Annotated in this window: 22 protein-coding genes; 10 read left to right on the forward strand and 12 right to left on the reverse strand. The window is 68.4% G+C overall.

Translation table 11 applies throughout. The features are described 5' to 3' along the window. The first annotated feature begins 25 nt into the window (after positions 1-25). The 4 genes from D1610_RS01450 (at position 26) to D1610_RS01465 (ending at position 4,297) form a co-directional block, all read left to right on the forward strand. Entirely contained in the window at positions 26-1,051 is a 1,026-nt protein-coding gene (locus D1610_RS01450) for a GTA baseplate fiber-binding domain-containing protein (protein ID WP_222926904.1), read from the forward strand. A 10-nt stretch (positions 1,052-1,061) separates the two neighbouring features. Next, a complete protein-coding gene (locus D1610_RS01455) occupies positions 1,062-1,562 on the forward strand; it encodes a DUF2793 domain-containing protein (RefSeq protein ID WP_245941917.1) in 501 nt (166 codons plus the stop codon). A 115-nt stretch (positions 1,563-1,677) separates the two neighbouring features. Beyond that, on the forward strand, positions 1,678-2,808 hold the full coding sequence (locus D1610_RS01460; protein WP_182466659.1) for an OmpA family protein: 1,131 nt from the start codon (positions 1,678-1,680) through the stop codon (positions 2,806-2,808). Positions 2,809-2,995: 187 nt separating this feature from the next. After that, entirely contained in the window at positions 2,996-4,297 is a 1,302-nt protein-coding gene (locus tag D1610_RS01465; protein ID WP_118862926.1) for a UDP-glucose dehydrogenase family protein, read from the forward strand. A gap of 83 nt (positions 4,298-4,380) precedes the next feature. Here D1610_RS01465 and D1610_RS01470 read toward each other — a convergent pair whose 3' ends face one another. Beyond that, positions 4,381-5,988 (reverse strand): phytoene desaturase family protein, encoded by a 1,608-nt coding sequence (locus D1610_RS01470; protein WP_118862353.1) that lies wholly within the window; start codon positions 5,986-5,988, stop codon positions 4,381-4,383. A gap of 131 nt (positions 5,989-6,119) precedes the next feature. Continuing rightward, entirely contained in the window at positions 6,120-7,304 is a 1,185-nt protein-coding gene (locus tag D1610_RS01475) for an aromatic ring-hydroxylating oxygenase subunit alpha (protein ID WP_118862354.1), read from the reverse strand. 48 nt (positions 7,305-7,352) lie between these two features. On the opposite strand from D1610_RS01475, the gene D1610_RS01480 reads away from it, so the two are divergent. The 5 genes from D1610_RS01480 to D1610_RS01495 all read left to right on the forward strand — a co-directional run bounded on the left by D1610_RS01480 (position 7,353) and on the right by D1610_RS01495 (position 11,810). Further along, positions 7,353-7,952: a TetR family transcriptional regulator C-terminal domain-containing protein gene (locus D1610_RS01480; protein WP_118862355.1), complete on the forward strand. Its 600-nt coding sequence runs from the start codon at positions 7,353-7,355 to the stop codon at positions 7,950-7,952. Between the two features lie 153 nt (positions 7,953-8,105). Further along, positions 8,106-8,888: a hypothetical protein gene (locus tag D1610_RS01485; RefSeq protein ID WP_118862356.1), complete on the forward strand. Its 783-nt coding sequence runs from the start codon at positions 8,106-8,108 to the stop codon at positions 8,886-8,888. Further along, positions 8,888-10,273 carry a hypothetical protein gene (locus D1610_RS16940; protein WP_182466660.1) on the forward strand — a complete coding sequence of 462 codons (1,386 nt, stop codon included), beginning with the start codon at positions 8,888-8,890 and terminating at the stop codon, positions 10,271-10,273. The genes D1610_RS01485 and D1610_RS16940 overlap by 1 nt, the downstream gene beginning before the upstream one ends. A 20-nt stretch (positions 10,274-10,293) precedes the next feature. Continuing rightward, a complete protein-coding gene (locus D1610_RS16945; protein ID WP_222926905.1) occupies positions 10,294-10,848 on the forward strand; it encodes a hypothetical protein in 555 nt (184 codons plus the stop codon). Positions 10,849-10,862: 14 nt separating this feature from the next. Then, positions 10,863-11,810 (forward strand): S41 family peptidase, encoded by a 948-nt coding sequence (locus tag D1610_RS01495; RefSeq protein WP_182466662.1) that lies wholly within the window; start codon positions 10,863-10,865, stop codon positions 11,808-11,810. A gap of 210 nt (positions 11,811-12,020) precedes the next feature. Here the strand turns inward: D1610_RS01495 and D1610_RS01500 are convergent, their stop codons facing one another. After that, positions 12,021-12,755 (reverse strand): LytR/AlgR family response regulator transcription factor, encoded by a 735-nt coding sequence (locus tag D1610_RS01500; RefSeq protein ID WP_118862927.1) that lies wholly within the window; start codon positions 12,753-12,755, stop codon positions 12,021-12,023. A 10-nt stretch (positions 12,756-12,765) separates the two neighbouring features. Beyond that, a complete protein-coding gene (locus D1610_RS01505; protein ID WP_118862358.1) occupies positions 12,766-13,881 on the reverse strand; it encodes a sensor histidine kinase in 1,116 nt (371 codons plus the stop codon). A 181-nt stretch (positions 13,882-14,062) separates the two neighbouring features. Here D1610_RS01505 and D1610_RS01510 point away from each other — a divergent pair, with 181 nt between their 5' ends. After that, positions 14,063-14,842: a GntR family transcriptional regulator gene (locus D1610_RS01510; RefSeq protein WP_182466663.1), complete on the forward strand. Its 780-nt coding sequence runs from the start codon at positions 14,063-14,065 to the stop codon at positions 14,840-14,842. 104 nt (positions 14,843-14,946) lie between these two features. Here the strand turns inward: D1610_RS01510 and D1610_RS01515 are convergent, their stop codons facing one another. From D1610_RS01515 to D1610_RS01550, 8 genes are all read right to left on the reverse strand, one after another. Then, positions 14,947-16,911 carry a glycoside hydrolase family 5 protein gene (locus D1610_RS01515; protein WP_118862360.1) on the reverse strand — a complete coding sequence of 655 codons (1,965 nt, stop codon included), beginning with the start codon at positions 16,909-16,911 and terminating at the stop codon, positions 14,947-14,949. A gap of 134 nt (positions 16,912-17,045) precedes the next feature. Beyond that, positions 17,046-17,918 (reverse strand): phytanoyl-CoA dioxygenase family protein, encoded by an 873-nt coding sequence (locus D1610_RS01520; RefSeq protein ID WP_182466664.1) that lies wholly within the window; start codon positions 17,916-17,918, stop codon positions 17,046-17,048. Further along, positions 17,915-18,730 (reverse strand): phytanoyl-CoA dioxygenase family protein, encoded by an 816-nt coding sequence (locus D1610_RS01525; RefSeq protein ID WP_118862362.1) that lies wholly within the window; start codon positions 18,728-18,730, stop codon positions 17,915-17,917. Before D1610_RS01525 ends, D1610_RS01520 begins: the two co-directional genes overlap by 4 nt. Further along, positions 18,727-19,530 (reverse strand): phytanoyl-CoA dioxygenase family protein, encoded by an 804-nt coding sequence (locus tag D1610_RS01530; RefSeq protein WP_118862363.1) that lies wholly within the window; start codon positions 19,528-19,530, stop codon positions 18,727-18,729. Before D1610_RS01530 ends, D1610_RS01525 begins: the two co-directional genes overlap by 4 nt. Before the next feature lie 66 nt (positions 19,531-19,596). Continuing rightward, positions 19,597-20,979, reverse strand: a complete 1,383-nt coding sequence (locus tag D1610_RS01535; protein ID WP_118862364.1) for an MFS transporter — start codon at positions 20,977-20,979, stop codon at positions 19,597-19,599. Positions 20,980-20,982: 3 nt separating this feature from the next. Continuing rightward, complete coding sequence (locus D1610_RS01540) at positions 20,983-22,521, reverse strand: carboxylesterase/lipase family protein (RefSeq protein ID WP_222926906.1); 1,539 nt, start codon at positions 22,519-22,521, stop codon at positions 20,983-20,985. Between the two features lie 26 nt (positions 22,522-22,547). Then, entirely contained in the window at positions 22,548-23,444 is an 897-nt protein-coding gene (locus D1610_RS01545) for a hypothetical protein (protein WP_147414244.1), read from the reverse strand. Then, positions 23,434-25,722, reverse strand: a complete 2,289-nt coding sequence (locus D1610_RS01550; protein ID WP_118862367.1) for a TonB-dependent receptor — start codon at positions 25,720-25,722, stop codon at positions 23,434-23,436. Before D1610_RS01550 ends, D1610_RS01545 begins: the two co-directional genes overlap by 11 nt. Positions 25,723-25,752: the final 30 nt, after the last annotated feature.

Raw genomic sequence — 25,752 nt, forward strand, 5'->3', positions numbered from 1 at the left:
CGCGGCGCGCTGGCGGGTGACGCGCGTGGCGATCGAGCGGCTGGTCGCCGAACTGTCGCTGGTGCGGATCGCCGGGGGATCGGCGGTGGCGCTGCCGGCCTCGCCTGGGCGCGTGCTGGGCGAGATCGACCGGGTGGCCGGGCCGACGCGGATCGAGGCGTTCGAGCTGCCGCCGATCGGCGACGCGCCGCTCGCCCAGCCGCGGCTCCATATCGCGGCGTGCGGCGCGGGACCCGGCTGGCGCGGGGCGGACATGCTGGTGCGCAGCGACGCGGGCGGCGGCTGGACGGTGGCGGGGCGGGCGCGGTTGGCTTCGGTGATTGGGACGCTCGACGGCGTGCCGGCGCCCGCGTGCGCCGGGCTGGTCGATCGAAGCTCGGCGATCGACGTCGTGCTGGCGCATGACGGCATGGTGCTGGGCGATGCCGATGACGCGGCGCTCGATGCGGGGGCCAACGCCGCGCTGATCGGCGACGAGCTGGTCCAGTTCGCGCGCGCCGAGCCGCTGGGCGGTGCGCGCTGGCGGCTGTCGGGCTTGTGGCGCGGGCGGCGCGGGAGCGAGGCGGCGATGGCCGGGCAGGGGCCGGGAACGCGCTTCGTGCTGCTCGATCCGCGCGCGCTGCTCACGGTCGATCTGGCGCCCGAGGCGATCGGCGGCGTGGCGGAGGTGAGCGCGAGCGGGGTCGGCGACGCCGAGCCGGCGCTGGCGAGCGCGGCGGTGACGGGACGATCGGTCGCGCCGCCTTCGCCGGTGCATCCGCGTATCGCGGCGCTGCCGGGCGGCGATCTCGCGATCGGCTGGACGCGGCGCAGCCGGGCGGGCTGGGCCTGGCGCGATACGGTCGACGCGCCGCTGGGCGAGGAGCGCGAGGCCTATCGGCTGACGATCACGCGCGGCGACGGCGCGGCGCGGAACGTCGATCTCGGCGCGCCGGGCTGGACCTATCCCGCGGCGGCACTGGCCGAAGACCGGAGCGTGGGCGCCGTGACGCTGTCGATCGTGCAGATCGGCACGCACGCGCCCTCCGCCCCGCTGACGCTGACAATCTGAGGAGGAAGACGTGACCGAAGCGACCCATCGCCTTGCCCTGCCGCTGATCGCGGGCGGGCAGGCGCAGAAGGAGATGACGCACAACGAGGCGCTCGCCGCGCTCGACATCGCGGTGCAGCCGGTGGTGGAGGCGGTGGGCGTGGATGTGCCGCCCGCCTCGCCCGCTCCGGGGCAGTGCTGGATCGTTGGCGCCGAGCCCGTCGGCGCATGGGCCGGGCAGGCCGGGACGCTGGCGGGCTGGACCGCGTCGGGGTGGCGGTTCCTGCCGCCGGGGGCGGGCTGGACGGCATGGGCCAAGGACAGCGGGCTGCCCGCGCGCCACGACGGCAGCGGCTGGACCCTGGGCGTCGTCAGCGCGGCGCGGGTCGAGATCGGCGGCGTCCAGGTCGTGTCCGATCGGCAAGCGGCGATCGATACGCCCGATGGTGGCGCATTTGTCGACCCCGAAGCGCGGGCGGCATTGACAAATGTTATCAATGCATTGCGCGCGCACGGCCTGATCGACCCTTGAGGAAAGGTGAGGCAAATCGGCAACAGTGGCGTTTTTTGCCCGCTTGCGTGGAAACTATCGTTCAGATAGTGAGTTTTCGCTGTCCTTAACCGGACACTTTTGAAAGGGGATTATGATGCGGAAGCTTGCCGTCGTATTGGCACTTGCCTCCACCGCGCTCGCCTCGCCCAGCCTCGCCCGTGACAAGGCCTGGTATGTCGGCGTCGAAGGCGGTGCGATGATCGTCGAGGACATGGACTTCGACGTCACCGATCCGGATGGCGATCTGTCCGAAGACGCGATCACCGTCGACAGCGACTATGGCTGGGACGTCGACGGCATCGTCGGCTATGATTTCGGCTGGCTCCGCGCCGAAGCCGAAGTCGGCTATCGCCAGGCCAATGTCGAAAGCGTTACTCTGACCTCTGCTCTTCTCGATGTTCCGTCGGGCGAATACGAGCCGTTCGGCGGCAAGACCTCGGCGCTGAGCTTCATGGTCAACGCGCTGCTCGACTTCGGCGAGGACGATTCGATCCAGGGATTCGTCGGCGGCGGTGCGGGTGTCGCCCGCGTCAAGTTCGACGAATATGAAGCCTTCGACGGCACCGGCGCCGGCACCGGCGTGCTGCTCGACGATTCGGATACGGTGTTCGCCTGGCAGGCGCTCGCTGGCATTCGCGCGCCGCTGAGCGACACGATCGACGTCGGGTTGAAGTATCGCTTCTTCAACGCGGACAATGTTCGCGTGATCGACAACTTCAACAACGAGCATGAGACGCGGTTCCGGTCGCACAGCCTGCTCGGCAGCCTGATCTTCAACTTCGGCGCGCCGGAAGAGGCTCCTCCGCCTCCGCCGCCCCCGCCGCCTCCGCCTCCGCCGCCTCCCCCGCCGCCGCCTCCGCCCCCGGTCGTGGAGTGCACGCCTGGGCCGTACATCGTGTTCTTCGAGTGGGACAAGTCGGACATCACGCCCGATGCGGCCACCATTCTCGACAACGCGGTTTCCGCTTACCAGACGTGCGGCAACGCGCAGGTCATGCTCGCCGGCCACGCCGACAAGTCCGGTCCGGACGACTACAATGTGGGCCTCTCCGAGCGGCGTAACGCTTCGGTCCGCGCCTATCTCACGTCGCGTGGCATTCCGGACGGCGTCATCAGCACGCAGGCCTTCGGTGAATCGGCGCCGCGCGTCGAAACCGCCGATGGTGTCCGCGAGCTGCAGAACCGCCGCGTGGAAATCACCTACGGTCCGGGCTCGGGCATGTAAGCCAGAGCCGGTTCCGCAAGGGATCGGTACGAAATCGGGAGGTCGGGCCTCGGCTCGGCCTCCCTTTTTCTTTGGGAAAGAAGATCATCCCGACGGGTGGCATTTCGTCAGGGGTCCGCTAAAGCGCGTGGCGAACATGCCCGGGCTCGACCCGGGGACCACGGTCACGATAGTCACGAGGATTTTCATGCGCATCACGATGATCGGATCAGGCTATGTCGGCCTGGTTTCGGGCACTTGCTTCGCCGATTTCGGGCATCACGTGACCTGCGTCGACAAGGACGCGAAGAAGATCGAGGCGCTCGAGAACGGGCGCATGCCGATCTACGAGCCAGGGCTTGACGCGCTGGTCGCCGCCAATGTCGCCGCCGGGCGGCTCGCTTTCACCACCGATCTGGCGCGCGCGGTGAAGGGCGCGGACGCCGTGTTCATCGCGGTCGGCACGCCCTCGCGCCGCGGCGACGGCCATGCCGATCTGACCTATGTGTTCGATGCGACCCGCGAGATCGCCGAGGCGATCGACGGCCCTTGCGTCGTCGTGACCAAGTCGACGGTGCCGGTCGGAACGGGCGACAAGGTCGAGGCCATCCTGCGCGAGAAGCACACAGCCGAGAAGGTGGCGGTAGTCTCCAACCCGGAGTTCCTGCGTGAGGGCGCTGCCATCGACGATTTCAAGCGGCCCGACCGCATCGTCGTCGGCGCCGAGGATACGCGCGCGCGCGGGGTGATGGCGGAGATCTACCGCCCGCTCAATCCCAACGTCCACCCGCTGCTGTTCACCGGAAGGCGGACCGCCGAGCTGATCAAATATGCGGCGAACGCGTTCCTCGCGACCAAGATCACCTTCATCAACGAGATCGCCGATCTGTGCGAGGCGACCGGCGCCGATGTGGGCGACGTGGCGCACGGCATCGGGCTCGACAGCCGGATCGGGCCGAAGTTCCTCCAGGCCGGGCCGGGCTATGGCGGATCCTGCTTCCCCAAGGACACGCTGGCGCTGTTGAAGACCGGCGAGGATTTCGAGGCGCCGCAGCGCATCGTCGAAGCGGTGGTCAAGGTCAATGACAGCCGCAAGCGGGCGATGGGCCGCAAGGTGATCCAGGCGTTGGGCGGCAGCGCCGAAGGCAAGACGGTCGCGCTGCTGGGCCTCGCCTTCAAGCCCAACACGGACGATATGCGCGACGCGCCGGCGATCGCGATCGTCCAGGCGCTGCAGGACGCCGGCGCCGCGGTTCGCGGCTACGATCCCGAGAGCATGGAGATGGCCAAGCCGCTGCTGGACGGCGTGACTTTCTGCAGCGACGCCTATGACGCGGCCAAGGACGCCGATGCGGTGGTGCTGGTGACCGAGTGGGACGTGTTCCGCGCGCTCGACATGCGGCGGCTGGCCGAGGTGGCGAAGGGCCGCGTGCTGGTCGATTTGCGCGGGGTGTGGGACAAGGGCGCGGTCGAGCGCGCCGGCTTCACGCTGACGAGCTTGGGACGGTAGCGGCGAGCGGGATTGCCGGCGGGGGCGGTTGGACCCTTGCTTTCGCAGGGGCGACACAGCCGATCAGATGGAACGAGAAGAACTCAGGCGAACAGGCGTCCCAGCACCGAGTGGTCCCGCAAGATCTCGTGCGCCGCATTGTGGCCGGGCGCGCCGGTGACGCCGCCGCCGGGATGGGCGCCCGCGCCGCACATGTAGAGGCCCTTGATCGGGGCGCGGTAATCGCCGTGGCCGAGCACGGGCCGCGCGGCCCATAGCTGATCGAGCGACATATGCCCGTGCATGATGTCGCCGCCGATCAGGCCGAACTTGCGTTCGAGGTCGAGCGGCGAGTGGATCTGGCGGGCGATGATCGAGGCCTTGAAGTTGGGCGCGTGCCTGGTGACGGTATCGACGATCAGGTCCGCCGCCGCCTCGCGCTCGTCGTCCCAGCTCCGCCCGTCGGGCAGCACCGGCGCGAATTGCTGGCAGAACAGGCTGGCGATGTGCCGGCCTTCTGGTGCGAGGCTGTCGTCGATCGAGGTCGGGATCTTCATCTCGACGATCGGCTCTTTCGACCAGCCGAGCGCCTTTGCGTCGGTGAACGCCTTGTCCATGTAATCGAGCGTCGGCGAGATGATGATGCCGCAGGTGTGGTGCTCGGCCACCTGCCTACCCGGCAGCACCGCGAAATCGGGCAGCTCGCTGAGCGCGACGTTCATCCGGAAGGTGCCCGACCCGGCCTTGAAATTGTCCATCCGCCGGGCGAATTCGGGCGTCATGTCGGCGCGGTCGACCAGCTGGCGGAACAGCAGGGCGGGGCCGGCATTTGAGGCGACGATGGACGCGGCGATCTCCTCGCCGCTCTCGAGCTTCACGCCGGACACCTTGCCGCCATCGACCAGCACTTTGGCGACCGGCGCCTCGAGGCTGATCTCGACGCCCAATTCCTCGCACGCCTCGGCCATGTAACGCGTGATCGCGCCCATGCCGCCGACGCTGTGGCCCCAGGCGCCCTTCTTGCCATTGACCTCGCCGAAGACGTGGTGGACCAGGACATAGGCGCTGCCCGGCGTATCGGGACTGGCATAGTTGCCGACCACCGCGTCGAAGCCGAACGCGGCCTTCACATATTCGTTCTCGTACCAGCTATCGAGGAAGCTGCGCGCCGATTTGACGAACAGGTCCATCACGTCGCGCTGCGCCTCTATGTCCATGCTTGCGAGCCGTCTGCCCTGCGCCGCGGCGGCGATGAGGGCGCGCAGGCCGCCGCCGGCATTGGGCGGGGTCTTCAGCGCCATGTCGCGCAGCACCTCGGCGACGCGTTCCAGCGCCTCCTCATATTTGGGGAAAGTGTCGGCGTCTTTCTGCGAATAGCGGGCGAATTCCGCCCGCGTCCGCGCCTGTCCTCCACCCAGCTTCAGATAGCCGCCCTCGTGCGGGAAGAAGTTGCTGATCGTCCGTTCGATGATCCGCCAGCCGCGTTCGTGAAGGCGCATGTCCTTGATCACCTTCGGCCGCAGCAGGCTGACGGTGTAGCTGGCGGTCGAATTGCGGAAGCCGGGGTGGAATTCCTCGGTGACCGCCGCGCCGCCGATGACGTGGCGGCGTTCGAGGATGCGCACCTTTAGGCCCGCATGGGCGAGGTAGAAGGCGCAGACCAGGCCGTTATGCCCGCCGCCGATGATGAGCGCGTCGTATTGCTTCGTCATTTTCTTCCCTATTCCCCAACTCCCGCTCATCCTGAGGAGGTCCTGAGCTTGTCGAAGGGCCGTCTCGACAGGCCCGTGCGTGCCTCGAGACGAGGCTTCGACTTCGCTCAGCCTCTCCTCAGCATGAGCGGTCAGGTGTCCACCGGCCTCGGCCGCCGCGACCACCCCGGCGCGGGGGCACGGTGCTGGCGGGCTTCGGGGATCAGACGGCGGATTTTCTTCGCGAAGCTGCGCAGGCACACCTCGCTCGCGCCGATCGGGCCGGCGGTGTAACTGGCCGAGGCCATGCCCTGCTGGACGCGCTCGATCAGCCAGGTGTCCTCGGCATTGACCGTGCGGTTGATCCGCCAGTTGGCGTAGCGGACCAGTTTCATCTCCCGCCGGTCGTCGGGTAATGCGAAGGCCATCTCGCGCAGCAGGCTGGTGGTCGGCGTCAGCGGCAGCCACTGCATGAAGTCGATCTGGTCGGCATAGATGTCGAACGCCATGTTGGGCCACAGCTTGTAATAGAGCCACAGCCGCTGGTTGGCCTCGGGCAGATGCGGCACGCGCGGCAGGTGCGCCTGGTAGAAGCGCTCCCACGGGTTGGCCGAGGGGCGGTCGACCAGCCGGCCGGACATCTTGTCGACCCACGGCTCGGCCTCGATCGCGTAGCTTTTGCCGAACAGCCGCGTCAGCCCGTCATGCGCGACGGGGATGTGGAGATTGTCCGAATAATTGTCGCCGACATTCTTCCAGTTGACCGCGCGTTCGCGGGTGCGGACGGGGCTGATCGTGCGCATCTCCTCGAAGCGATAGGGCGCGATCTCGTGCGCATAGGGCGCCATCATCCCGGCGACCGAAGGCCCGCCGTCATCCTCCAGCCGGACGAAGACGAAGCCGTTCCAGATCTCGACCTCGACCGGCGCCAGTCCGCTCGCCGCCATGTCGAGCGCGGGGTAATCGGCGCGCATCGGCACGCCGCGTAAGCGCCCGTCGAGATCGTAGGTCCAGGCGTGATAGGGGCAGACCAGCTTCTTCGCGCAGCCCTGCGGCCCTTCGACCAGCCGCATCGCGCGGTGGCGGCAGACATTGGCGAAGGCGCGGATCTCGCCATCGTCGCCCCGCACCGCGATGACGCTTTCGCCGATATAGTCGAGCGTGTGGTAATCGCCGCGGTTCGCGATGTCGCTGACATGGCAGACGATCTGCCATGAGGGGCGGATGACGCGGGCGATCTCGACGTCGAAATATTCGGCGTCGGTATAGAGCCAGCTGGGCAGGCTCCAATCCGCGTCGGGATCGGTCTGGTCGCTGATCGTCTGGGTTTGCGCCATGCCGGCCTCCTTGTTGGACGATCGTACAACAACTGCTATGGCGGCGCAATGTCGCAGCCCGCTTTCTCCCGCGCCGAACCCGACGCCCGCCGGCTGAGCCTGATCGAGGCGACCGCACGGGTGCTGGCGGCGGAGGGCGTGGGTGGCGCGTCGGTGCGCGCGATCGCGGTCGAGGCGGGGGTGTCGCCGGGTCTGGTCGGCCATTATTTCGACGGGGTCGACGCGCTGATCGCCGCGACCTACGCGCGTGTCGGCGAACGGGTGAACGCCGCGCTAGAGGCGGCGATGGCCGGGACGGGCGACGATCCCCGCGCGCGGCTGGACGCCTATGTCACCGCGAGCTTCGTGCCGCCGATCGCCGATCCGGGCCTGCTGGCGACGTGGATCGCCTTCTGGAGCCTGGTCAAGGCGAAGCCCGCGATCGCCGCGCTGCACGACGACATCTATGCCGCCTATCGTCGCGAACTGGAGACGCTGCTCGCCGAATGCGGCGTCGGACCGGCCGATCTCCGCCTGACCGCGATAGCGATCACCGCGCTGGTCGACGGGCTGTGGCTCGAGCTCTGCCTATCGCCGGCGAGCTTCACGCCCGAAGAGGCGCGCGCCATCGCCACGCGCCACATCGCCGCGCTTCTCGACGCGCGCTGAGACGGATCGCGAAGCGCGGCATTTCGCCGCGCCCCAGGCGGTTTTCGTCGTGCGCCGCCGTGTCGGACGAGCCGTGGGACGGTCCCGACGCAACGGCGGTGACCAGGCTGCGCCCGCTCGTCATTCCCGAAATCGTTTCGGGAGGACGAAGACATGAAACGCATACGACAAACGACCGCGGCTGCCATCGGCGCGGCGATCATGATGACCTGGTCCGCGGTTCCCGCGCATGCCGAGGACGATGCGTGCGCGGTCGCCGCCAAGCCCAAGAAGAAGCGTGGGCTCGGCGGACTGTTCTCGGCGGTTCGCAGCAGCGGGCTGGAGGGATCGATCGCGGGCACGCTTCGCGGCGACGGCGATCTCAAATCCGATCTGACGGGATCGGCCAGGGCGGCGGCGGAGCGCGGTCTAGCCCGTGCCGCTTGCGCCGATAGTGCGACCGTCACGGAAGGGTCCAGCGAAGCTAGCGGTGACGAAGGAGCGGCGCGCGCGGCGCCGATCAGCGCCACCGAACGCGCACGGCGCGAGATGGCGGCGGCCGACGCCAAATATCCGAGCCGGATGCCGATCCCGCCCGAGTGGCAGGCGGCGAAGGAAGCCTATGACGAGTTCGGGAAGGTCGTGTGCTTTGGGTGCGAGGGCGGCCATGCCTATTCGGGCTGGCCCGATTGGCCGCGGGACGAGTTTTCCGGCAAATATGGCGGCGACGAGAAGCGGCTTTCGCGGTTTCCCATCGGCCATGTCCACCGCTGGTCCGCGAACGGCTTCGCCGGATCGCTGACGATCGCCGGCGAAGAGACGGTAAACGGCTTTCGCTGCCGCAAACTTCGCTATCGCCTCGAAAAGGCCGGCAAGAGCGCCGAACGGCCCGGCCTGATCTGCTGGGGCAAGGCCAATGAATATGCCGGCAGCGACAGCTGGGTCGGCGTCTTCTGATGCGGCCCATCATTCAGCTGCGCGCGGGCGCCGCGCTGGCGGCCGCCCTCGCGCTTGCCGCGCCGCCCATCCTTGCCGCGCCCGCGCACGCCGAGCAGGGCAGGCCGGCGGTGCTCGATTCGAGCGAGGCGGCGACCCATCGCTACCTGGCCGACCTCGATCGCATCGTCGGATCGTGGGAGTCGCCGTTCGGCGACGTGCAGATCGCCCCCACCGTCCGCGAGAATCTGACGGGGATCACGGTCAAGAACGAGGATTACGCGTTCCGCCTGCAGGTATCGGCGACGCCGGGCGGCATATCGGCCGAGATCGCGCCGATGCCGGGCCTTTACCCCGACAATCCGGTCGGGCGGGTCACCGTGACCGTCTCCGCCGACGGCGAGACGATCGAGCTCAGCCACAGCGGCGAGGGCATCCGCGGACGCACGCATTGGAGCGCGGTGCGCAAGCCTTGGAACCTCTATGGCGGCTCGCGCTGGATCGGCGACTGGACCACCGACCTTGGGCCGATGTCGATCGAGAACGGCAATGGCCAGCTGATCGGACGCCTCAGGCACAAGGATGGCCAGGGCGACCGGCTGTTCGTGCTGCGCGGCGCGATGCGCGAGGGCGTCGATCCCCGCACGCTCAAGGCGTCCTGGAAGCTCGATGTCGCGGATCGCCGTTTCGGCGGCACTGCGCAGCTCGATTGGATGGGCGAGACCGAACGTTTCGTCGGCACGCTGCGCGAGCATCGCAACGGCATGTGGCATGAGATCGCGATCAACGGCCGGCGCGGCATCGCGGCGCCCGAGCCCGAGCCGGCACCCGAGCCCCAGCCCGAACCGCAGCCGGAACCTCAACCCGAGCCGGCGCCGCAACCGGAACCACAGCCGGCACCGGCACCGGCGCCGGCACCCGAGCCCGCCCCGCCGCCGCAGCCATCTCCGGCGCCCGTGCCGGTTCCACAGCCGGCTCCCGCACCTGCGCCGAGCCCCGCGCCTGCGCCCGCCCCTGCGCCGACGCCGGCACCGTCCTTCGGCTTCCAGCCGCTGATGAAGTACGACGTGCGGCTGGACCGCGTCGTCGCCGCCCGCGACGCCGAGCGGATCGACGTGTTCCTGACGCTGCGCAACGTCACCCAGTCGCCGCTCTATGTCACCTCAGGGGCGTTGATGGTCCGGCTCGAGGATTCGGACGGCGCCGGCAAGGTGAACGGTCAGGTGCTGCGCGCGACTCCGGAGGGCCGCGTCCATTTCGCGTCGACGCCTGCGATCGAACCCGGCGGCGAGCTGCGCGTCAAGTTCAGCTTCCATCCCGACGCGGGCGCATCGCCCGGCCGGGTGACCGTGACCGAAGGCGCCAAACGCGCCGATTTCGCGGGTCTGGGCGGCTTCCAGTTCTGACCAACAGAGAAAGGATAACGATGATGTTGTTTCCGTCCATTCTGCCCGTGCTCGGCGTCGCCGCGCTGGCCGTCGCCGCGCAGGCGCAGACCACGCCGGGCCTCGCCGGCCGCTGGACCCAGGCGAGCAGCGGCAAGGAGCTGGTGCTGGCGCCCAGGATCAAGCTGCAGCCCAATGTCGGCGTCGGCTACGGCACCAATCTCGGCGGGTCGGTGGGCTATGGATCGATGACGCGCACGACCATCGTCACCGAGCCGACGATGATGGATGTCGCCCGATCGATGACGCTGGCGATCGAGGCCGACGGGCGCTTCAAATGGACGATCGTCAAGCGCCATGCCGAGCGCGACGATTGCGTGCGCACGTCGACCGAGGTCAAGGAAGGCAAGGTGCAGGCGCTTGCCGGCAAGATGGTCTTCGCCGTCTCCGGCGGGACCGAGCGCTGGAGCAGCAGCTGCGGCCGCAGCGGCTCGGCCGCGATCGCCGCGGCGCGCGAAAGCTACGACGTGACTGTCCAGGGCGGCGTCCTCCGCTTGGCGAGTGGGCCGAGCCGCTGGACCTTCTCGCGCGGTTGAGGGGGAGACAGCCCATGCGTATCGCCATCGTCACCGCCGCGCTGCTGACGGCCATGCCAGCCGCCGCGCAGATCGCGCCGCCGCTCCCGCAGGCGGCGAGAATCAATTCCTACGACGTGCTGATCAGGCGGATCGACCATTATGTCGATCCGTCGAAAAAGCCGGCGATCGTCGCGGCGCTTCAGGCGGATCGCACCCGCCTGCTCGCCATCGGCGATGAAGCGGCTTTCGTCAAAGCGTTGAACGGCGTGCTGCTTGACGCCTCGGGCGACAAGCATCTGTCGGTCTTCCGCAAGGGCCCGCAGCCGCCGGAGGCCGACCGCGAAGAGGCGAATTTCGGCATCGCGCACGCGGCGATCGACGGCGACGGAATCGGCCGCCTGACGCTGCGCGGGTTCAGCAATCATCCGGATTCCCGGGCGGCGGTGGATGCGGCGATGGCGAAGCTCGCGCCGGCGCGGGCGCTGATCGTCGATCTGCGCGATAATGGCGGCGGCGGGGAGGTCAGCTTCAGGCGGCTGCTCGGCCATTTCTTCGCGCGCGAGACGGCGATCACCGCGATCGAATGGCGCGAGTGCGCGCCGCCGCCCGCCGATCGGCTGGACGCCTGCACGCACGTCGCGCCGCGGCTGGAACGGCGCGCGACCGACCAGCCCGCGCAGCCGGCCTTTGCGGCGAAACCCGTCTATGTCCTGGTCTCCGCGCGCAGCTTCTCCGCCGCCGAGGCCTTCGCCTACGAACTGCAGGCGCACGCCCGCGCGACCGTCATCGGCGAGCGCACCCCGGGCGGCGGCAATCCGAGCGCCGGGATGGATCTGGAAAGCGAGCTGGTGGTCATCATGCCGATCGGGCGGATGCGGCCGGCGGTCGGGAGCGGCTGGGAAGGCGTCGGCGTGACGCCGGACATCCCCGCACCCGCCGATGAGGCGATGGCGCGGGCGACCGCGCTGGCCCGACGCTGATCGCGCGGACGGGGCTGCCCGGGCTGGAATCTGGCCTGTTGAGGCGAAAATCTGTTCGTCTCCGTCGCCCCTGCCCTTCGACTGCCTGCAAGGCAGGCGCTCAGGATAAACTTCAGCCTGCGGCTGAAGGCAGGGGCCGCTGGGTTCCTGGCACTTCCAACGTGGCATATGCCGCCTGAGGCCCCTGCCTGCGCAGGGGCGAAGGACGTTCTATGCCTGAAGCGCGTCTCCCACCGCCTTGGCATAGTTGGGGCCGACCGCGATCTCCGCGCCGTCGCCCAGCACCAGCGTCAGCAGCCATTTGTCCATTCGCCGGGTTTCCACCACGCGCGCCAGGCGGACGAAGGCGGAGCGATGCACCCGCATCAACTCCGCCGGATCGATCCGCTTTTCGAGCGCCGACATGGTCGAGCGGTAGAGGTAGCTGCGAAGCGGCGTGTGCAGCATCGCATAGTCGCCGGCGGCCTCGATCCAGTCGATCGACGCGACGGGCACGCGCGTCTGGCCGCCGCGCGCCGGCACCCAGATCGCATCGTCATAGTCCGATCGCAGCGGCGCGGCGCCGGCCGTTTGCATCGCACGCCGCCCCGCCTGGCGCCGCTTCGCCCGTTCGACCGCCTGGCGGAGGCGATCGAGCCTGACCGGCTTCAACAGATAATCCGCCGCTTCCACCTCGAACGCGTCGGGCGCGAAATGCTCGAATGCGGTGACGAAAACGATCTCGGGACGTATGTCGATCGGAAGCGTGCCGGCCAGGGCAAGGCCGCTCATCTCCGGCATCTGGATGTCGAGCATCACGAGGTCGGGCTGCAGCCGCTCGATCGCGGCCTGCGCCTCGACTCCGTTGGCGGCGGTGCCGACCACCTCGGTGCCCGGGATGCTGGCGAAGAAGGCCGCGAGCCGGTCCAGCGCCGGCGGTTCGTCATCGACCAGGAGGACGCGCATCGCCATCCCTTCAGCCGCGAAGCGTTTCGCGCGGCACGGTGACGCAGGCGACGAAGCCGCCGTCGCGATGCCCCGCATCGAGCTGAGCGGCGTCGCCATAGATCGCCGCCAGCCGGGCGCGGACATTGGCCAGGCCGACGCCGGTTCCCGCCTTGTCCGCATCTGCGGGCGCGGCGCCGGCATCGTCGGCGATGCACAGCCGCACGGCGTCTTCCGCTTCGGCCACATCGATGCGCACCGATACCGTGCGGCTGGTCGCGCCGACCCCGTGCTTGATCGCGTTCTCGACCAGCGGCTGGAGGAGGAAGCCGGGCAGCGGCACCTCGCGCAGATGCGGCGGGCAGTGCATCTCGACCCGCAGCCGCTCGCCCAGGCGCGCGGCCTCGATCTCCAGATAGTCCGACAGCGTCTGCAGCTCGTCCTCGATCGTCACCATGCCGTTCTTCGGCGCGGTCAGCGTGCCGCGCAGGAAATCGGACAGCTTGCCGAGCATCGCCTCGGCGACGTCGGCGCGGCCCGTCACCACCGCCGACGAGATGGCGTTCAATGTGTTGAACAGGAAGTGCGGGTTGAGCTGATAGCGCAGGGTTTCCAGCCGCGCGGCGGTTGCCGCGCTTTCGGCTTCGGCCGCGGCGAGCGCGGCGCCGCTCGCCGCCTCGCGCGCGTCGGCGAGCTCGCGCGCGCGCGCCGACAGCTGCGCATTGTGGATCAGGATCAGGTACATCGCGGCGATCAGCGCGAACAGCGGCGCCCAGCCGGCGAAGTTGGCGATCGCGCGGAAACCCGGATCCTCCACGCCGAAAGCGGGATCGAACCAGTGCATCAGCCAGGCGCCCTTGAAAGCGTCTATCAGGGCAATGAGAGCGGCCATGGCCTGGGCGACCAGCAAAGTCGCGCCGTAGCGCCGCCACGGAACGGCGTCGCGCAGCCGCCATGCCGCGCGGAAGACGATCGCCGAGATCGGGATGCCGAGCGCCACCGTCGTCACGATCCCGACGATCATGGGCGCCGGCATGGGAAAATCGGAGAGCAGCGCCGGCAGCATGAAGAGCCCGGCATTCGCCACCCAGAGACCGATCGTCAGCGTGATCGCCTGACGCCGGATCGTGCGGTCAAGTCCGTCCATGCGGAACACCTAACCGGCCGGCGCGCGGCCGACGAGAGAATCCGACGCGGAATGGACGGTCTTGATCGAGTCGTCGCCGACAGGCGGCGGCAGGTTCGTTCGCGGATATGCCGACATACCGGCCTTCCGCATCACCTCGGTCTGGATTAGGGTCCGGCGTTCCACAGCAGCCGAAACTTCCGTGAAAAACAGCATTCCCTCCATCTCCACCTTCGCCGAGCCCGATGTTTCGGGCCCGTTCGATCCGGCGCAGAACCCGTCCAAGGCGGCGGCGTTCTGGCTGCGGCGCGACATCGTGCGCGGCGTGTTCGAGCCTTGGGCGCGGCTGAAGGTGGAGCATCTCGTCCAGTTCTACGGCGTCGGCCACAGCCCGGTGCGCGAGGCGATCCTGCTGATGTCCGAGAGCGGCCTCGTCGTTCACGAGCATCAGAAGGGCTACCGCGTCGCGCCGGTTTCGCTGGCCGACTACGACGATGTGCTCGCGGTCTATCAGCGGCTCTACAAGCTGGCGATCGAGATGGCGATGGATCTGGGCGACGAGGGGTGGGAGGAGCGCGTGGTGGTGCAGCTGCACCGTTCGTCCAAGGCGCAGGTGGTGGCGCCGGCGGGCGATCCCGAAGCGCGCGAGCGCTGGCAGCGCGCCTATTGGGAGTTCCACAGCCAGCTGCTCTCCGGCTGCAACTCGCCGCTGATGATGCAGATGCTGGGGGATATCGGTTTCCGGCTGGAGCGCTATGTGAACCTGTTCGCCGATCCCAAGCACGATGCCGGTAGCGATCTGCATGCAGAACACCGCGCAATCGTCGATGCCTTGGTCGCGCGCGACAAGCGCCGCACGATCGCGCTGATCGACGAGTATTTCGCCGCCAACCAGCCGATGCGCGACACGATCGTAGACAAGCTCAAGCGCGGCGAGACGAAAATTGTGCGGCGGAAGCCGGGCAGGAGCATGGCGCGTTAATACTGCTCGTCGCCCCTGCGCAGGCAGGGGCCTCAGTCGGCATGAGCGACGTCGGATGTGCCACAAACCCAGAGGCCCCTGCCTGCGCAGGGGCGACGATGTGGTTACCTGGCCGGCGCTATTTCCATCCAGGCCGGCCCCGAGGCGTGCGCCCGAACCTGCACGCGCTGGGCGTCCGGTCGCGGATCGAGATCGGCGGGAACCCCTTCGAAGCGCACGACGAAGCCATCGGGATATGCGTGCGCCGGCACATACAGGTCGGTCGCGCCGCCGATGTCCGCGTCGGCGCGCCATTCCGCCCGGAAGACGCCGGTCCCGCGGTCGAAGCGCACCGCGCCCAGCCGCCCCTGCGCGCGCCGCACATAGGGGCGGCTGAAGCCCGCGATCGCCCGCCCGCCCGCGTTCGCGTCGGCCGGATCGTCCTGCTGGTCGCGCGAGAAGATCGACAGGTCCTCCTGGTTCCAGCCGTCGCCGATGCGCAGGTCGTTGCGGTTGGACGCGGTGTAGTTCCACTGCGTCGAATGCAGCCCGAGCGCGTCCATCGCGTCGTACATCAGCGACAGCGCCGCCTCATGCTGCCCCCAGACATCGCGTTCGCCCCGCGCCCAGGCGTCATAGGGCTCGCCCTCGGACAGATCGTAGGGGATGCCGAACTCGCCGATCAGCGTGGGCGCCCCCCCATCGGCGAAGGTCGCGCTCTCCTCGGCGAAGCTGTCGAGCTGACGCCGGTAGCGCGCGCCGATCGCCTCCAGCCCGCGTTCGGCGGCGCCGGTGGCCGCGTCGCGATGATCCGCCGGGTCGAAGCGCTTCAGATAGAGCATGCCCATATCGTACCAGTGGCTGGCGTTGACCGTGCGATCGGGCAGATCGGCGGGAAAGCGACGCCCGGCGACATGCGCGAAGACGTCCATCTCGGCGAACAGCGACCAATCGGGCTGATGCCGTCGGATGGTGTCGGCGACCTTATGATAGAAAGGGCGATAGACGTCCTCGGTCGGATCGATCGCGGCGAGCGTGTCGCTGCCGGCGGCGACGGCCCGGCCGTCGTCGATGCGGTACAGCCCCGCCGCCTCGAACGGGCATTCGGCGCCCTCGCGCCAGATCGAGACTTGGTTCGCGTTGAAGGTGCGGGTGCCGGTCGGCACCGCCGCGCCCGAGGCGTCGCGGGTGAGGAGCGGCACCGTCACGGTCATTCCGCGCGCCATCGCCATCGCGTCGAGCGGCGCGAGCGCGGGGCCGATCCGCGGCCGCTCCGGGTTCTCGGCCGAGGGCGCGAGATGGCGATAGGCGATCGGCTGGCCGACCCAGCCGAGGCTGGGCTCGTTGAGCGTGTCGAAGCCGAGCACATGCGGCATGTCCGCCAGCCGCCGGGCGACCTGGTCCACCGCGCCGAGATAATGGCCCTGCAGGAAATCCTGCACGTTCTCGCCGCCGATGGCGAAGTTCGGCGTCACCCGCCGCCCCGCCCAGAACAGCGTCCACATGACGCCGTTGGCGGGCAGGCGGTAGTTGGAGCCCCAGCTCATCTGCGGATAGGCGGCCTGGCGGCGCTCGCCGCTGGCGTAATCGTAGCGCGCCTGCATCACATGCGCGGCGTCGGCGGCGTCGAACCGGGTGAAGTCGAGCCCGACCGCCTCGAAGGTCCAGCCCGGCGCGCCGTCGCCGCCGGACATGCGGCTCCACACGTCCTGATGGAAATCGACGAACAGGTAGAGGCCGTGCTCGCCCGCCTTGCGCGCCACTTCGGCGAAATAATCGAGATAGGCGGCATCGTAGATGCCCGGCCCGGCATGCTCGACCGCTTCCCAGGTGGTCAGCAGCCGCAGTGTGTTGAAGCCCCAATGGGCGATGCGGCCGAGATGCTCGTCAGCCTCTTCGATCGGGAAGGGACGCCCGATGAAGGAGACGTCGCGATGGTCGGCGAAATCGCCCGGGAACTGCGTGCCGCCGTGCGGATACGGCACCTTGCTGTCGCCGCCCAGATTGACCCCGCGCAACATCACCTGTCCGCCATGCGCGTCGAGGAACAGCGGTCCGTGCCGACGGACGCGAGAGAGCATGCTGGGCATGCGATTAACCGATATTTCCTGGCCGCTCGTCCTGGGGAGGGACCGAGCGTGGCGAAGGCCCGCCTCGAAGGATCCTTCGAGACGCCGCTTCGACTTCGCTCAGCGGCTCCTCAGGATGAGCGGTGAGCGTCAACTCAACCAGCCCGCCTGGGGATGATCCCCAGCCGCTCGGCGCGCTCGCGCCATTCCATCCCCATCTCGGGCCAGGGCTCGGGCTCGGGCATCCTGCCGCCCTCGAGCGGCCACACCACCGGCGTCGCGCCGCCGTCGATCACATCGCCGATGGCGATGCCGTCGCGGTCGACCGATGGATGTGGCCGCTCTCCCCCGCGGTGCGAGCCGTCGGCGAAATAGATCGCGGTGTAGACCCGCCGCGTGCGGTCCGAGCGGTTGGCCTTGGCCATGTGCGTGGTGAAGCCGTGGTGGAAGATCACGTCGCCGGGCTCGCAATGGACGAACACCGGCGGGGTGTCGGCGTAGCGTTCTTCGAGCCGCTTGCCGTCGCCGGGCGTGCCGAAGATGTCGATGAACTCGGCCTCGCCCTTGTGCGATCCGGGAACATAGCCCATGCAGCCGGTTTCATCGCTGGTCGCGGCGAAGGGAATCCACACGGTCGCGGTGTCGGCTTCGGCGATCGGCCAATAGGGCTGGTCCTGATGCGCCTCGGTCTCGCGCCCGCCCGCTTCCTTGTAGAGCGCCTGATCGTGCCACAGCCGCACCTTGTTCGCGCCGAGCAGCGCGGCGGTTAGCTCGCCGATCTTCGGGTGGAAGGTGAGGGGGCGGACCGCCGGGAAATCCTCCCAGATATACTGGCACTGCATGAAGCTCTGCTCGTAGGGCGACTTCTCGTCGAGCCTGCGGGTGTCGCCCGCCTTGCGCGAGGCGACCGCCTCGTCCACCGCCTCCCCGTACCGCGCCAGCTCCTCGGCGCTCAGCACGCCGGGCACATGGACGAAGCCGTCGCGGCGGAACGCCGCCGCATAGCCGGCCAGTTCCCCGGCGTTCACGGCTGCCGGCCTCCCTCGAGGATGCGAAACTGGCGCTCGGGATCGTCCTGCGGGATGCGCTGGCCGCCCTTGATCGCCTCGGCGCCGTCGGGCGCATATTGCAGGATGTACGCCTTGCGCACCGTTCCCGCCTTCAGATTGGGGCCGGTGCGATGCGGCGCGAGCGAGGAGAAGACGATCACGTCGCCGCGCTTCGCCGCCGCCGGCACCGCCTCGGGCACGTCCTCCAGGCATTTGAGGCCGATCGGCGTCACCCAATGTTCGAGCGTGCCGAGCTTGTGCATGCCCGGCGCGATCCAGGGGCAGCCATTCTCGACATCGACATCGACCAGCGGGATCCAGAAGGTCAGATATTGCTGGGGCTCGACGAAGGTATAGCCATTGTCCTGGTGCCACGGGAATTCCTGCGGCTTGCCCGATTTCTTGTAGACCGACTGGTCCCAATAGAGCCGGACATCGTCGCCGATCAGATCGTGGCAGACATCGGCGATGGCGGGGTGCCCGGCGAACGCGCGCAGCACGTTCGATTTCTTGACGATGTGCCCGGTGAAGGTGATCGCGTCGGCCGAAGAGATGTCGTTCTCGCCCTCGCTGGCGCGCAGCAGCCGCTCATGCTCGCGCTCCAGCGGATCGATCGCCGCCTCGACCGCGTCGAGCTCGGCCTGGGTGAAGGCGTCCTCCAGCACGAAGAAACCGGCTTCGTCGAACTGGCGCTTCTGCTCGGGGGTGACGCGGCGCAGCCGGTCGGGCGCGCCCTCCTGCCAGGCGAAGGCGCGGTTTTCGGGATGGATGCGATAGGCGGGGGCGGTCATGCGGCCTCGGCTTGGCTGCGCCGGACGGGGATCCAGCGGTTGACGGGGGCGAGCTGCGCCGCGACGTCGGCGCCGATCGGTCGCGTGCCGGCGCGGGCATAGTGATAGACCATCGCCGCGCGCCGCTCGTCGGCGACATTGTCGGTCGACATGTGCATCAGGTAGCTGTGGAAGAAGAGCACATCGCCGGGCTCCATCAGCGCCGGCTCGCGCGCGCTGTCGTCCTCGCTGACGATCTCGGTATAGGCGCGGTTGGCCGCCGGCCGCCTGTCGGGCACATGCTCGTGGATCGGCCCCCGGTGCGATCCGGGCAGCACCCACAGGCAGCCGTTTTCGAGCGTCGCGCGGCTGAGTGCCAGCCACACCCCGACCTGCGGCTGGCGATCGAAGCGGAAATAATAGCTGTCCTGATGCCAGGGCTGGCCGATCACGCCCGGGTTCTTGAAGATGAACTGGCTCTGGAAGCAGTCGAGATCGGGGCCGAGCAGGTCCGCGACCACATCGGCGACGGCGTCGCATTCCGCGATCCTGCGCGTCATGCCCTCGGCATGGCAGTTGAACACCTTGGCGATGCGGTCCTCGGGATTGACCGCGCTCGGGCTTGGCTCCTTTTCGGGGAAGATCGCATAGTCCGGACCGGCCTGGTACAGCGTCTCGCCCGGATGCCGCTCGGGCGGATTGGCGCGGATACGCGCGATCACCTCATCCTCGACCGCCTTCGCCTCGGCGGGAGAGATCAGGCCGCGAATCACGAAGAAACCCTTCTCGTTCCATGCCGCGCGGCGTTCGTCGACCGTCATCGCGATCTCCTTTCATGCAATGATAATATATCTATTTCTGCATTAAAAGAAGTTTTTCGATCTATTTTAGCTTGCCGGGCTTGGGTTGAGCATGTCCGGTTCAGCGCGCTGGCGCGCCGCGAGCTGTTCGACGATGCTTTCATGGGTGCCCTTGCGCAGCGGGTAGAGCAGCATGAAGAGAGCGCCCAATGCGGTGCCGATCGCGGGCAAGACGACGATGATCCATTTCAGCCCGGCGAGCGTCTCCGGCGACTGGGCGACGTTCGCCCGATAGCCGACCCAGTCGAACAGCACGCCGAACAATCCGGTGCCGACGCCCAGCGCGACCTTCAGGAAGAACTGGAACAGGCCGAAGATGAAGGATTCGGTGCGGACGCCCGTCCGCCACTCGCCATATTCGATCGTGTCGGGGAGCATCGACCAGAAGGTGAAGGACAGCCCCAGCGCGCCGACGCTCTGCACGGTCAGCCAGGCCGTCATCGCCCCGGTCGAACGGATGTCGACCAAGGCGAAGAACGCCAGGCAGGCGAGGCCCCAAAGGCTGGCCGCGAACCACACGTTGCGCTTGCCGATGAACTTGGTGACCCACACCCAGGCGGGGATCGCGACCAGGCCGACGATCGACATCGCGGCGTAGGCGTCGCCGACCGCGGCCGCATCGTTCAGATAATATCGGAAATAGTAGATCATCGCGTCGCCGACCGCGACCGCGCCGATGAACGCGACGCAGGTGCACAGGATCAGCACCCAGAAGGCCCGGTTGGGGGCGATCGCGCGCCAGTGACCGGCGAAGCCGAGCTTGGGCTCCTCGGTCTCCGGCTCTTCGGGCTCGCGGACGATATAGTAGACGAGCGGATAGATCGCGGTGGCGACCACCGCGAACGCGACTGCGGCCCAGGTGAAGCCCTCGGCGCTGTTCACCGCGCCGCCGAAGCGGGTCACCAGGGGCAAGGTGCACAGGGAAACGGTGCTCGCCGCCAGCACGCCGAATATCATCCGGTAGCCCGCGATGGTCGAGCGCTCGTCAGAGCTGCTGGTCAGCCGCGCGTTGAGCGAGGTGTAGGGGATGGTGACCGCTGTATAGGCGAAGCGGAAGATGATGTGGCTCAGCATCATCCACAGCGTCAGCCACAGCCCTTCGATCGGCGGCCGCCAATAGAGCAGGACGAACGACAGCGCGAGCGGCACGCAGCCGAAGAGGATGTAGGGCCGGTAGCGGCCGCGCCTGGTTCGCGTCCGGTCGGCGATGCTCCCCATCACCGGATCGGCGAGCGCATCGACGATCGAGGCGATCATGTAGATCAGCCCCGCCGTCGCCGCCGACAGCCCGACCGCGTCGGTATAGAAGAACATGAGGAAGATCGACATGCTCTGCCAGTAGAGGTTGCTGGCATAGTCCCCGAGGGTGAAGCCGATCTTCTTCGCGGTGCTGAGCTTGTGCTCGGCCATGCCTTATTCTCCCGCCCTGCGCATCGTGGCCGCCTGCTCGACCGCATCGAGCCGCGCCTGGCTCGCGTCGCTGCCCGCCTCCGCGCCCGTCGCGCCGAAGCGCAGCAGCGGATCGCCCACGGCCTGGCGCGGCCATGCCGGCAACCCGGCGCCGTTGGGGTCGCCCGTCGCGGCGAAGTTGGTGAAGTAATCGCCCATCAGCCGCGCGGTCTCGCGGTCGCTGGGCCCCGCGCTGTCGGGCAGGTTGCCGAACAGATAGGCGAGCTCGGAGGCGTGCGCCGCGCCCTTGCGCCCGGCGCGGTCGGCCTCGGCGACATGGTCGAAGATGTAGCGCCAGGCCGGCGCGCCGTGCCCCGCCATGATCCGGGCGTAGCCGCGCGCCGCTTCGGTGAACATGAAGTCGTCGATCAGCCCGAAGCCGGGCGGATCGCCATAGGCGCGTTCGAGCAGCGCCATCGCCGCATTGCTCGATCGCGCGCGGACCAGGTCCATCATCACCGGCGCATAGGATTCCTCGCTGAGCTCGGCGCTGGTCGATCCGATGATGTAGGGGATCCTCGGCACCGCGACGCTCGAAAAGCGCTCGATCGGATCGGCGACGACGCTGTGGCCGTCGATCACCGGCCCGGCGAAGATCTCGCCCTGCAGATCCCACATCGCCAGCCCGCCCTGCACCTTGTCAGCGGGGAGCGCGCGCAGAGCGGCGGCGTCGGGCTGCTGCAGCCCGGCCTTGGCGGCGAAGCCGACCCCGGCGAACTGGGCGGACGTGCGGCCGGGCCGGTCGACGTCGATCCGCGCGAAACGCTCGCGATTGGCGCCGGACATGACGATCGCCTTGTCGAACAGCCCCTCCGCCATCGGCGAGGCGACGAGGAAGTTGACCGCCGATCCGCCCGCCGATTCGCCGAAGATCGTCACGTTCGCCGGATCGCCGCCGAACGCCGCGGCGTTGGCCTTCACCCATTGGAGCGCGGCGATCATGTCGAGGAACGCGAAGTTCGCATGCGGCCTGCCGCCCGCCTCCCTGGTCAGCGCCGGATGCGCGAAGAAGCCGAAGCGGCCGAGCCGGTAGTTGAAGCTGACCAGCAGCACGCCGCGCCTGGCCAGAGCGGCGCCGTCCAGCACCGGCGAATTGCTCGATCCGGCGACGAAGCTGCCGCCGTGGATCCACACCATGACCGGGAGACGGGGGCGCGGGGCGCCGCCTTCTCCCGGCGATCCGGCAGCGGCCCCTTCGGGCCGCCACAGGTTGAGCGTCAGGCAATCCTCGTCCATCGGCTGGGTCGATGGCGTCGCGTCGCCCGGGAAGCGCACCTGCGGGCAATCATTGCCGAAGGCGGCGGCGACGCGAACCCCCTGCCAGCGCGGCGCGGGTTCGGGTGGCCGCCAGCGCAGCGGCCCGACCGGCGGGGCGGCATAGGGAATGCCGACAAAGCCCTCGACCCCATCGCCGGCGCGTCCTTCCAGCGTTCCGGCGGGGGCGGCGACGGCGACGGGACGGCCTTCGATCGAGCGGGCGTGCAGCGGGGCGGTCATCAGCATCAGTAGGGCAAGGGCCAGCCGGCGCATCAGCCGGCCCGCCCGGCGACGGCCGCTTCGGCTTGCGCGAAGCAATCGCGCGCAACCTCGATCAGGAAGGCGGATTCGGTCCAGCGGTCGCTTTCCTCGCGCGGCTCGCCGTCGGGGCCGGGCACCATCTTGGGATAGAAGGCGCGCGCGGGCAGCAATTCGGGATGGACCGCGAAATAGTCGCCCGGCTCCGCACCCCGCAGGAAGCCTGCGAAGCTCGCCGTCCACATGCGCTTGTAATAGTCGAGGTGCCGCGCCTCGGCGGGGTCGCTCGCGGTCAGCTGCCCGAAGGCGTTGGAGGAGACGCGCAGGTGCATGAAGCGCGTGCGCTCGAACACGGGGCGCATCCTGTCGAACTTCATGTCCATGTCGCCATAGGTCAGCTCGTGCCCGATATACCAATGGCCGAAATCGCCGTTGAAGCGAAGCTCTGGCAGGCGTTCGACCAGATCGAGCGTGCGCTTGATGTCCTGCGTCATCGTCGCGCGGTGGGTCTCGAGATAGATCGGGTGGTCGAGCGCCTGCGACGTTTCGAGCATGGCCTCGGCGAGCCGCGCCATCTCGTCATCATCCTCGAAGCCGTCGCCGAGCTGCACCGTCGAGCAGTCGCACCCCGCATCGCGCCACCTCGTCGCCTGCTCGCGCATCTGGTCGACGTCGCGGAAGATGCGCATCAGCCCCGTGGGGATCAGCCCCGCATCGATCGCCGCCTGCGGCTCCAGCGTCTGGATCGCCTCATATCCGGCCGCCTTGAGCGCCGCATAGATCTCCGCGCGTTCGCCTCGCGGGCCGGCCGACCAGTCGGGCAGCTCGGCCGGCGTCAGGAAGCTGACGCCCGCGAGCAGCCGCGGCGCCCGCGCGCCGCCGTCGCCCGTGTTCGCCGGCTCAGAAGGCAAGGTCGAGCGCGACGCCGATGATCCGGCGCGATTCATAGACGCGGTACTGGGCCAGCGTGCCGTTGGAGACGTTGAACGCGAAGGTGCGGAAATTCTCGTCGGTCAGGTTCTTGCCGAACACCGAGACCTTCCACCGGTCCTCCGCGTCGCCCAGGCTGACCGCGCCGCCCAGCAGGCCATAGCCGGGCTCGATCGCGTCGGGGGCGTTGGGGAAGCCGATCACCTGGCGCGAGCGATGGTTGTAGTTGACCGTGCTGCCCAGTTTCAGGCCGTTGCCGATCGGTTGATTGAAGTCGGCGCCGAGGTTGAACGCCCATTCCGGCGCGAACGGCAGCGGCTCGCCGGTCAGGTCCTGGACGCCGCCGACGCATCCTTCGGCGGCGGTCTGGCCGCCGGCGCACGGCGCATTGGCGAAATCCTTCCATTCGGCGTCGGTATAGGCGACGCCCCCGGTGAAGGTGAGGTCGATCGCCCGGCTCGGCCGCCAGGTCGCCTCCGCCTCGAACCCTTGCGTCCTGGCGTCGCCGTTGGTCAGCGGGAAGGTCAGCGACACCGGATCGCGGGCGGCGGTCTGGTAACCGTCGATATCGGCGTAGAAGCCGGTGATGTTGAACGTCAGCCCGGCGGCCGGGAAGGCGGTGCGCAGACCCGCTTCATAGCTGGTCGGCTTCTCCGGCCCCACCGGCAGCAGCGCCTGGATGGCGATGTTGCTGTCGAAGCCGCCGCCCTTGTAGCCGCGGGTGATCGAGGCGAACGCCATGATGTCGGGCGTGAAGTTATACTCGATGGCGCCGCGCCAGGTGAACGCGGTGTCGCTGCCGCTGACGCTGGCGCTGTCCCGCGCCTGGCTGAAGACGTCGAGCCGGTTCTTCGATACCGTCTGCTCCTCGTCGAGCACGCGGCCGCCGAGCGTCAGCGTCAGCTGATCGGTCAGGTTGAGGTTGGCCTGCCCGAACACCGCCATGTTGCGGGTCGTCACGTCGACGAACACTTCACGGCTGAAGAAGGGCAGGATCGGCGCGAGCACCGGAAACAGCTGACGGGTGAAGGAATCCACCCTCTGGCGGAAATAATAGACGCCGGCGACGTAATCGATGAATCCCCCCGTCGGCGAGGCGATGCGGAGCTCCTGCGAAATCTGGTCCTGATCGTGATCGCCGAAATTGACGTCGAGGAAATCGACCGGCGCGGAATCCGAATCGAGACCGTCGACCGTCTCGAAGCCGCGCCAGGCGCTGATCGAGGTCAGCGTATGATCGCCCACGTCCAGATCGAGCTGGAGCGACGCGCCATAGCTCTTGACGTTGGCGAACACGTCGCCGTTGATCGTCTGGTTCTGGTTTCCCCGGCCGGGGAACTGCGTGCCCAGAAGTGCGATCGCGAACGGTTCGTAATAGATGAGCGGCGGAACGGTGTTGGGCGCTCCCGCCGGGCCGAACCGCTCGATCGTCCAGATGCAGCAATTGGCGTCGCTCTTCCAGTAATCGCCGATCAGCGTCGCGCGCAGCCCATTTGACGGCTCCCATTCCAGCTTGCCGCGGAAGCCGTATTCGTTGCGGTCGTTGAAACGGCGGCCATCAGGGATGTTGGTGATGTACCCCTGCCGCACGCTGCGCCTGCCGGACAGGGAGAAGCGCAGGGTTTCGTCGAGCGGACCCGAGACATAGCCATAGGCGTGGATGTCGTCATTGGGCCAGCCGACGCTCACCCCGGCGCGAAAGCTCAGCGTCTCCGACGGCCGCCGCGTCACGATGTTGATCACGCCGGCGCTGGCGTTCTTGCCGAACAGCGTCGATTGCGGCCCGCGCAGCACCTCGATCCGCTCGATATCGGGCAGGTCGACCAGCGTGGCGCCGCTTTGCCCCATGACGACGCCGTCGACGACATAGGCCGTGCTCGGTTCGATCGTCTCGGAGGAAAAGGTGTTGGTGCCGACGCCGCGGATGAAGAAGCCGAAGTTGCGTGGTCCCGATTGCGCCGGCGAAGCCAGCCCGGGCACGACATATTGCAGGTCGGTCGCGGAGTTGAGCTTGAGGTCGTCGAGCGTGTCGCCGCCGACCACGTCGATCGAGATCGGCACGTCCTGCAGCAGCTCGGCGCGCTTCTGCGCGGTGACGATGATCGCGCCCGGCTCCGGCGCCTGGGCTGGTCCGGCCTGGGCTTCGGGATCGGGCTGCGAAACCTCCTGCGCCCGCGCCGGCGCGGCCATCGCGCCTGCCGCCATGACCGAAAGCGCGGCAAACCCCATCAGCCGCCCGTGAACTGACCGCATAGTCATCCCACCCCTCCAGAAATATATCGTAATTAT

The organism is Sphingomonas gilva, from assembly GCF_003515075.1.
Taxonomy (GTDB): Bacteria; Pseudomonadota; Alphaproteobacteria; order Sphingomonadales; family Sphingomonadaceae; genus Sphingomonas; species Sphingomonas gilva.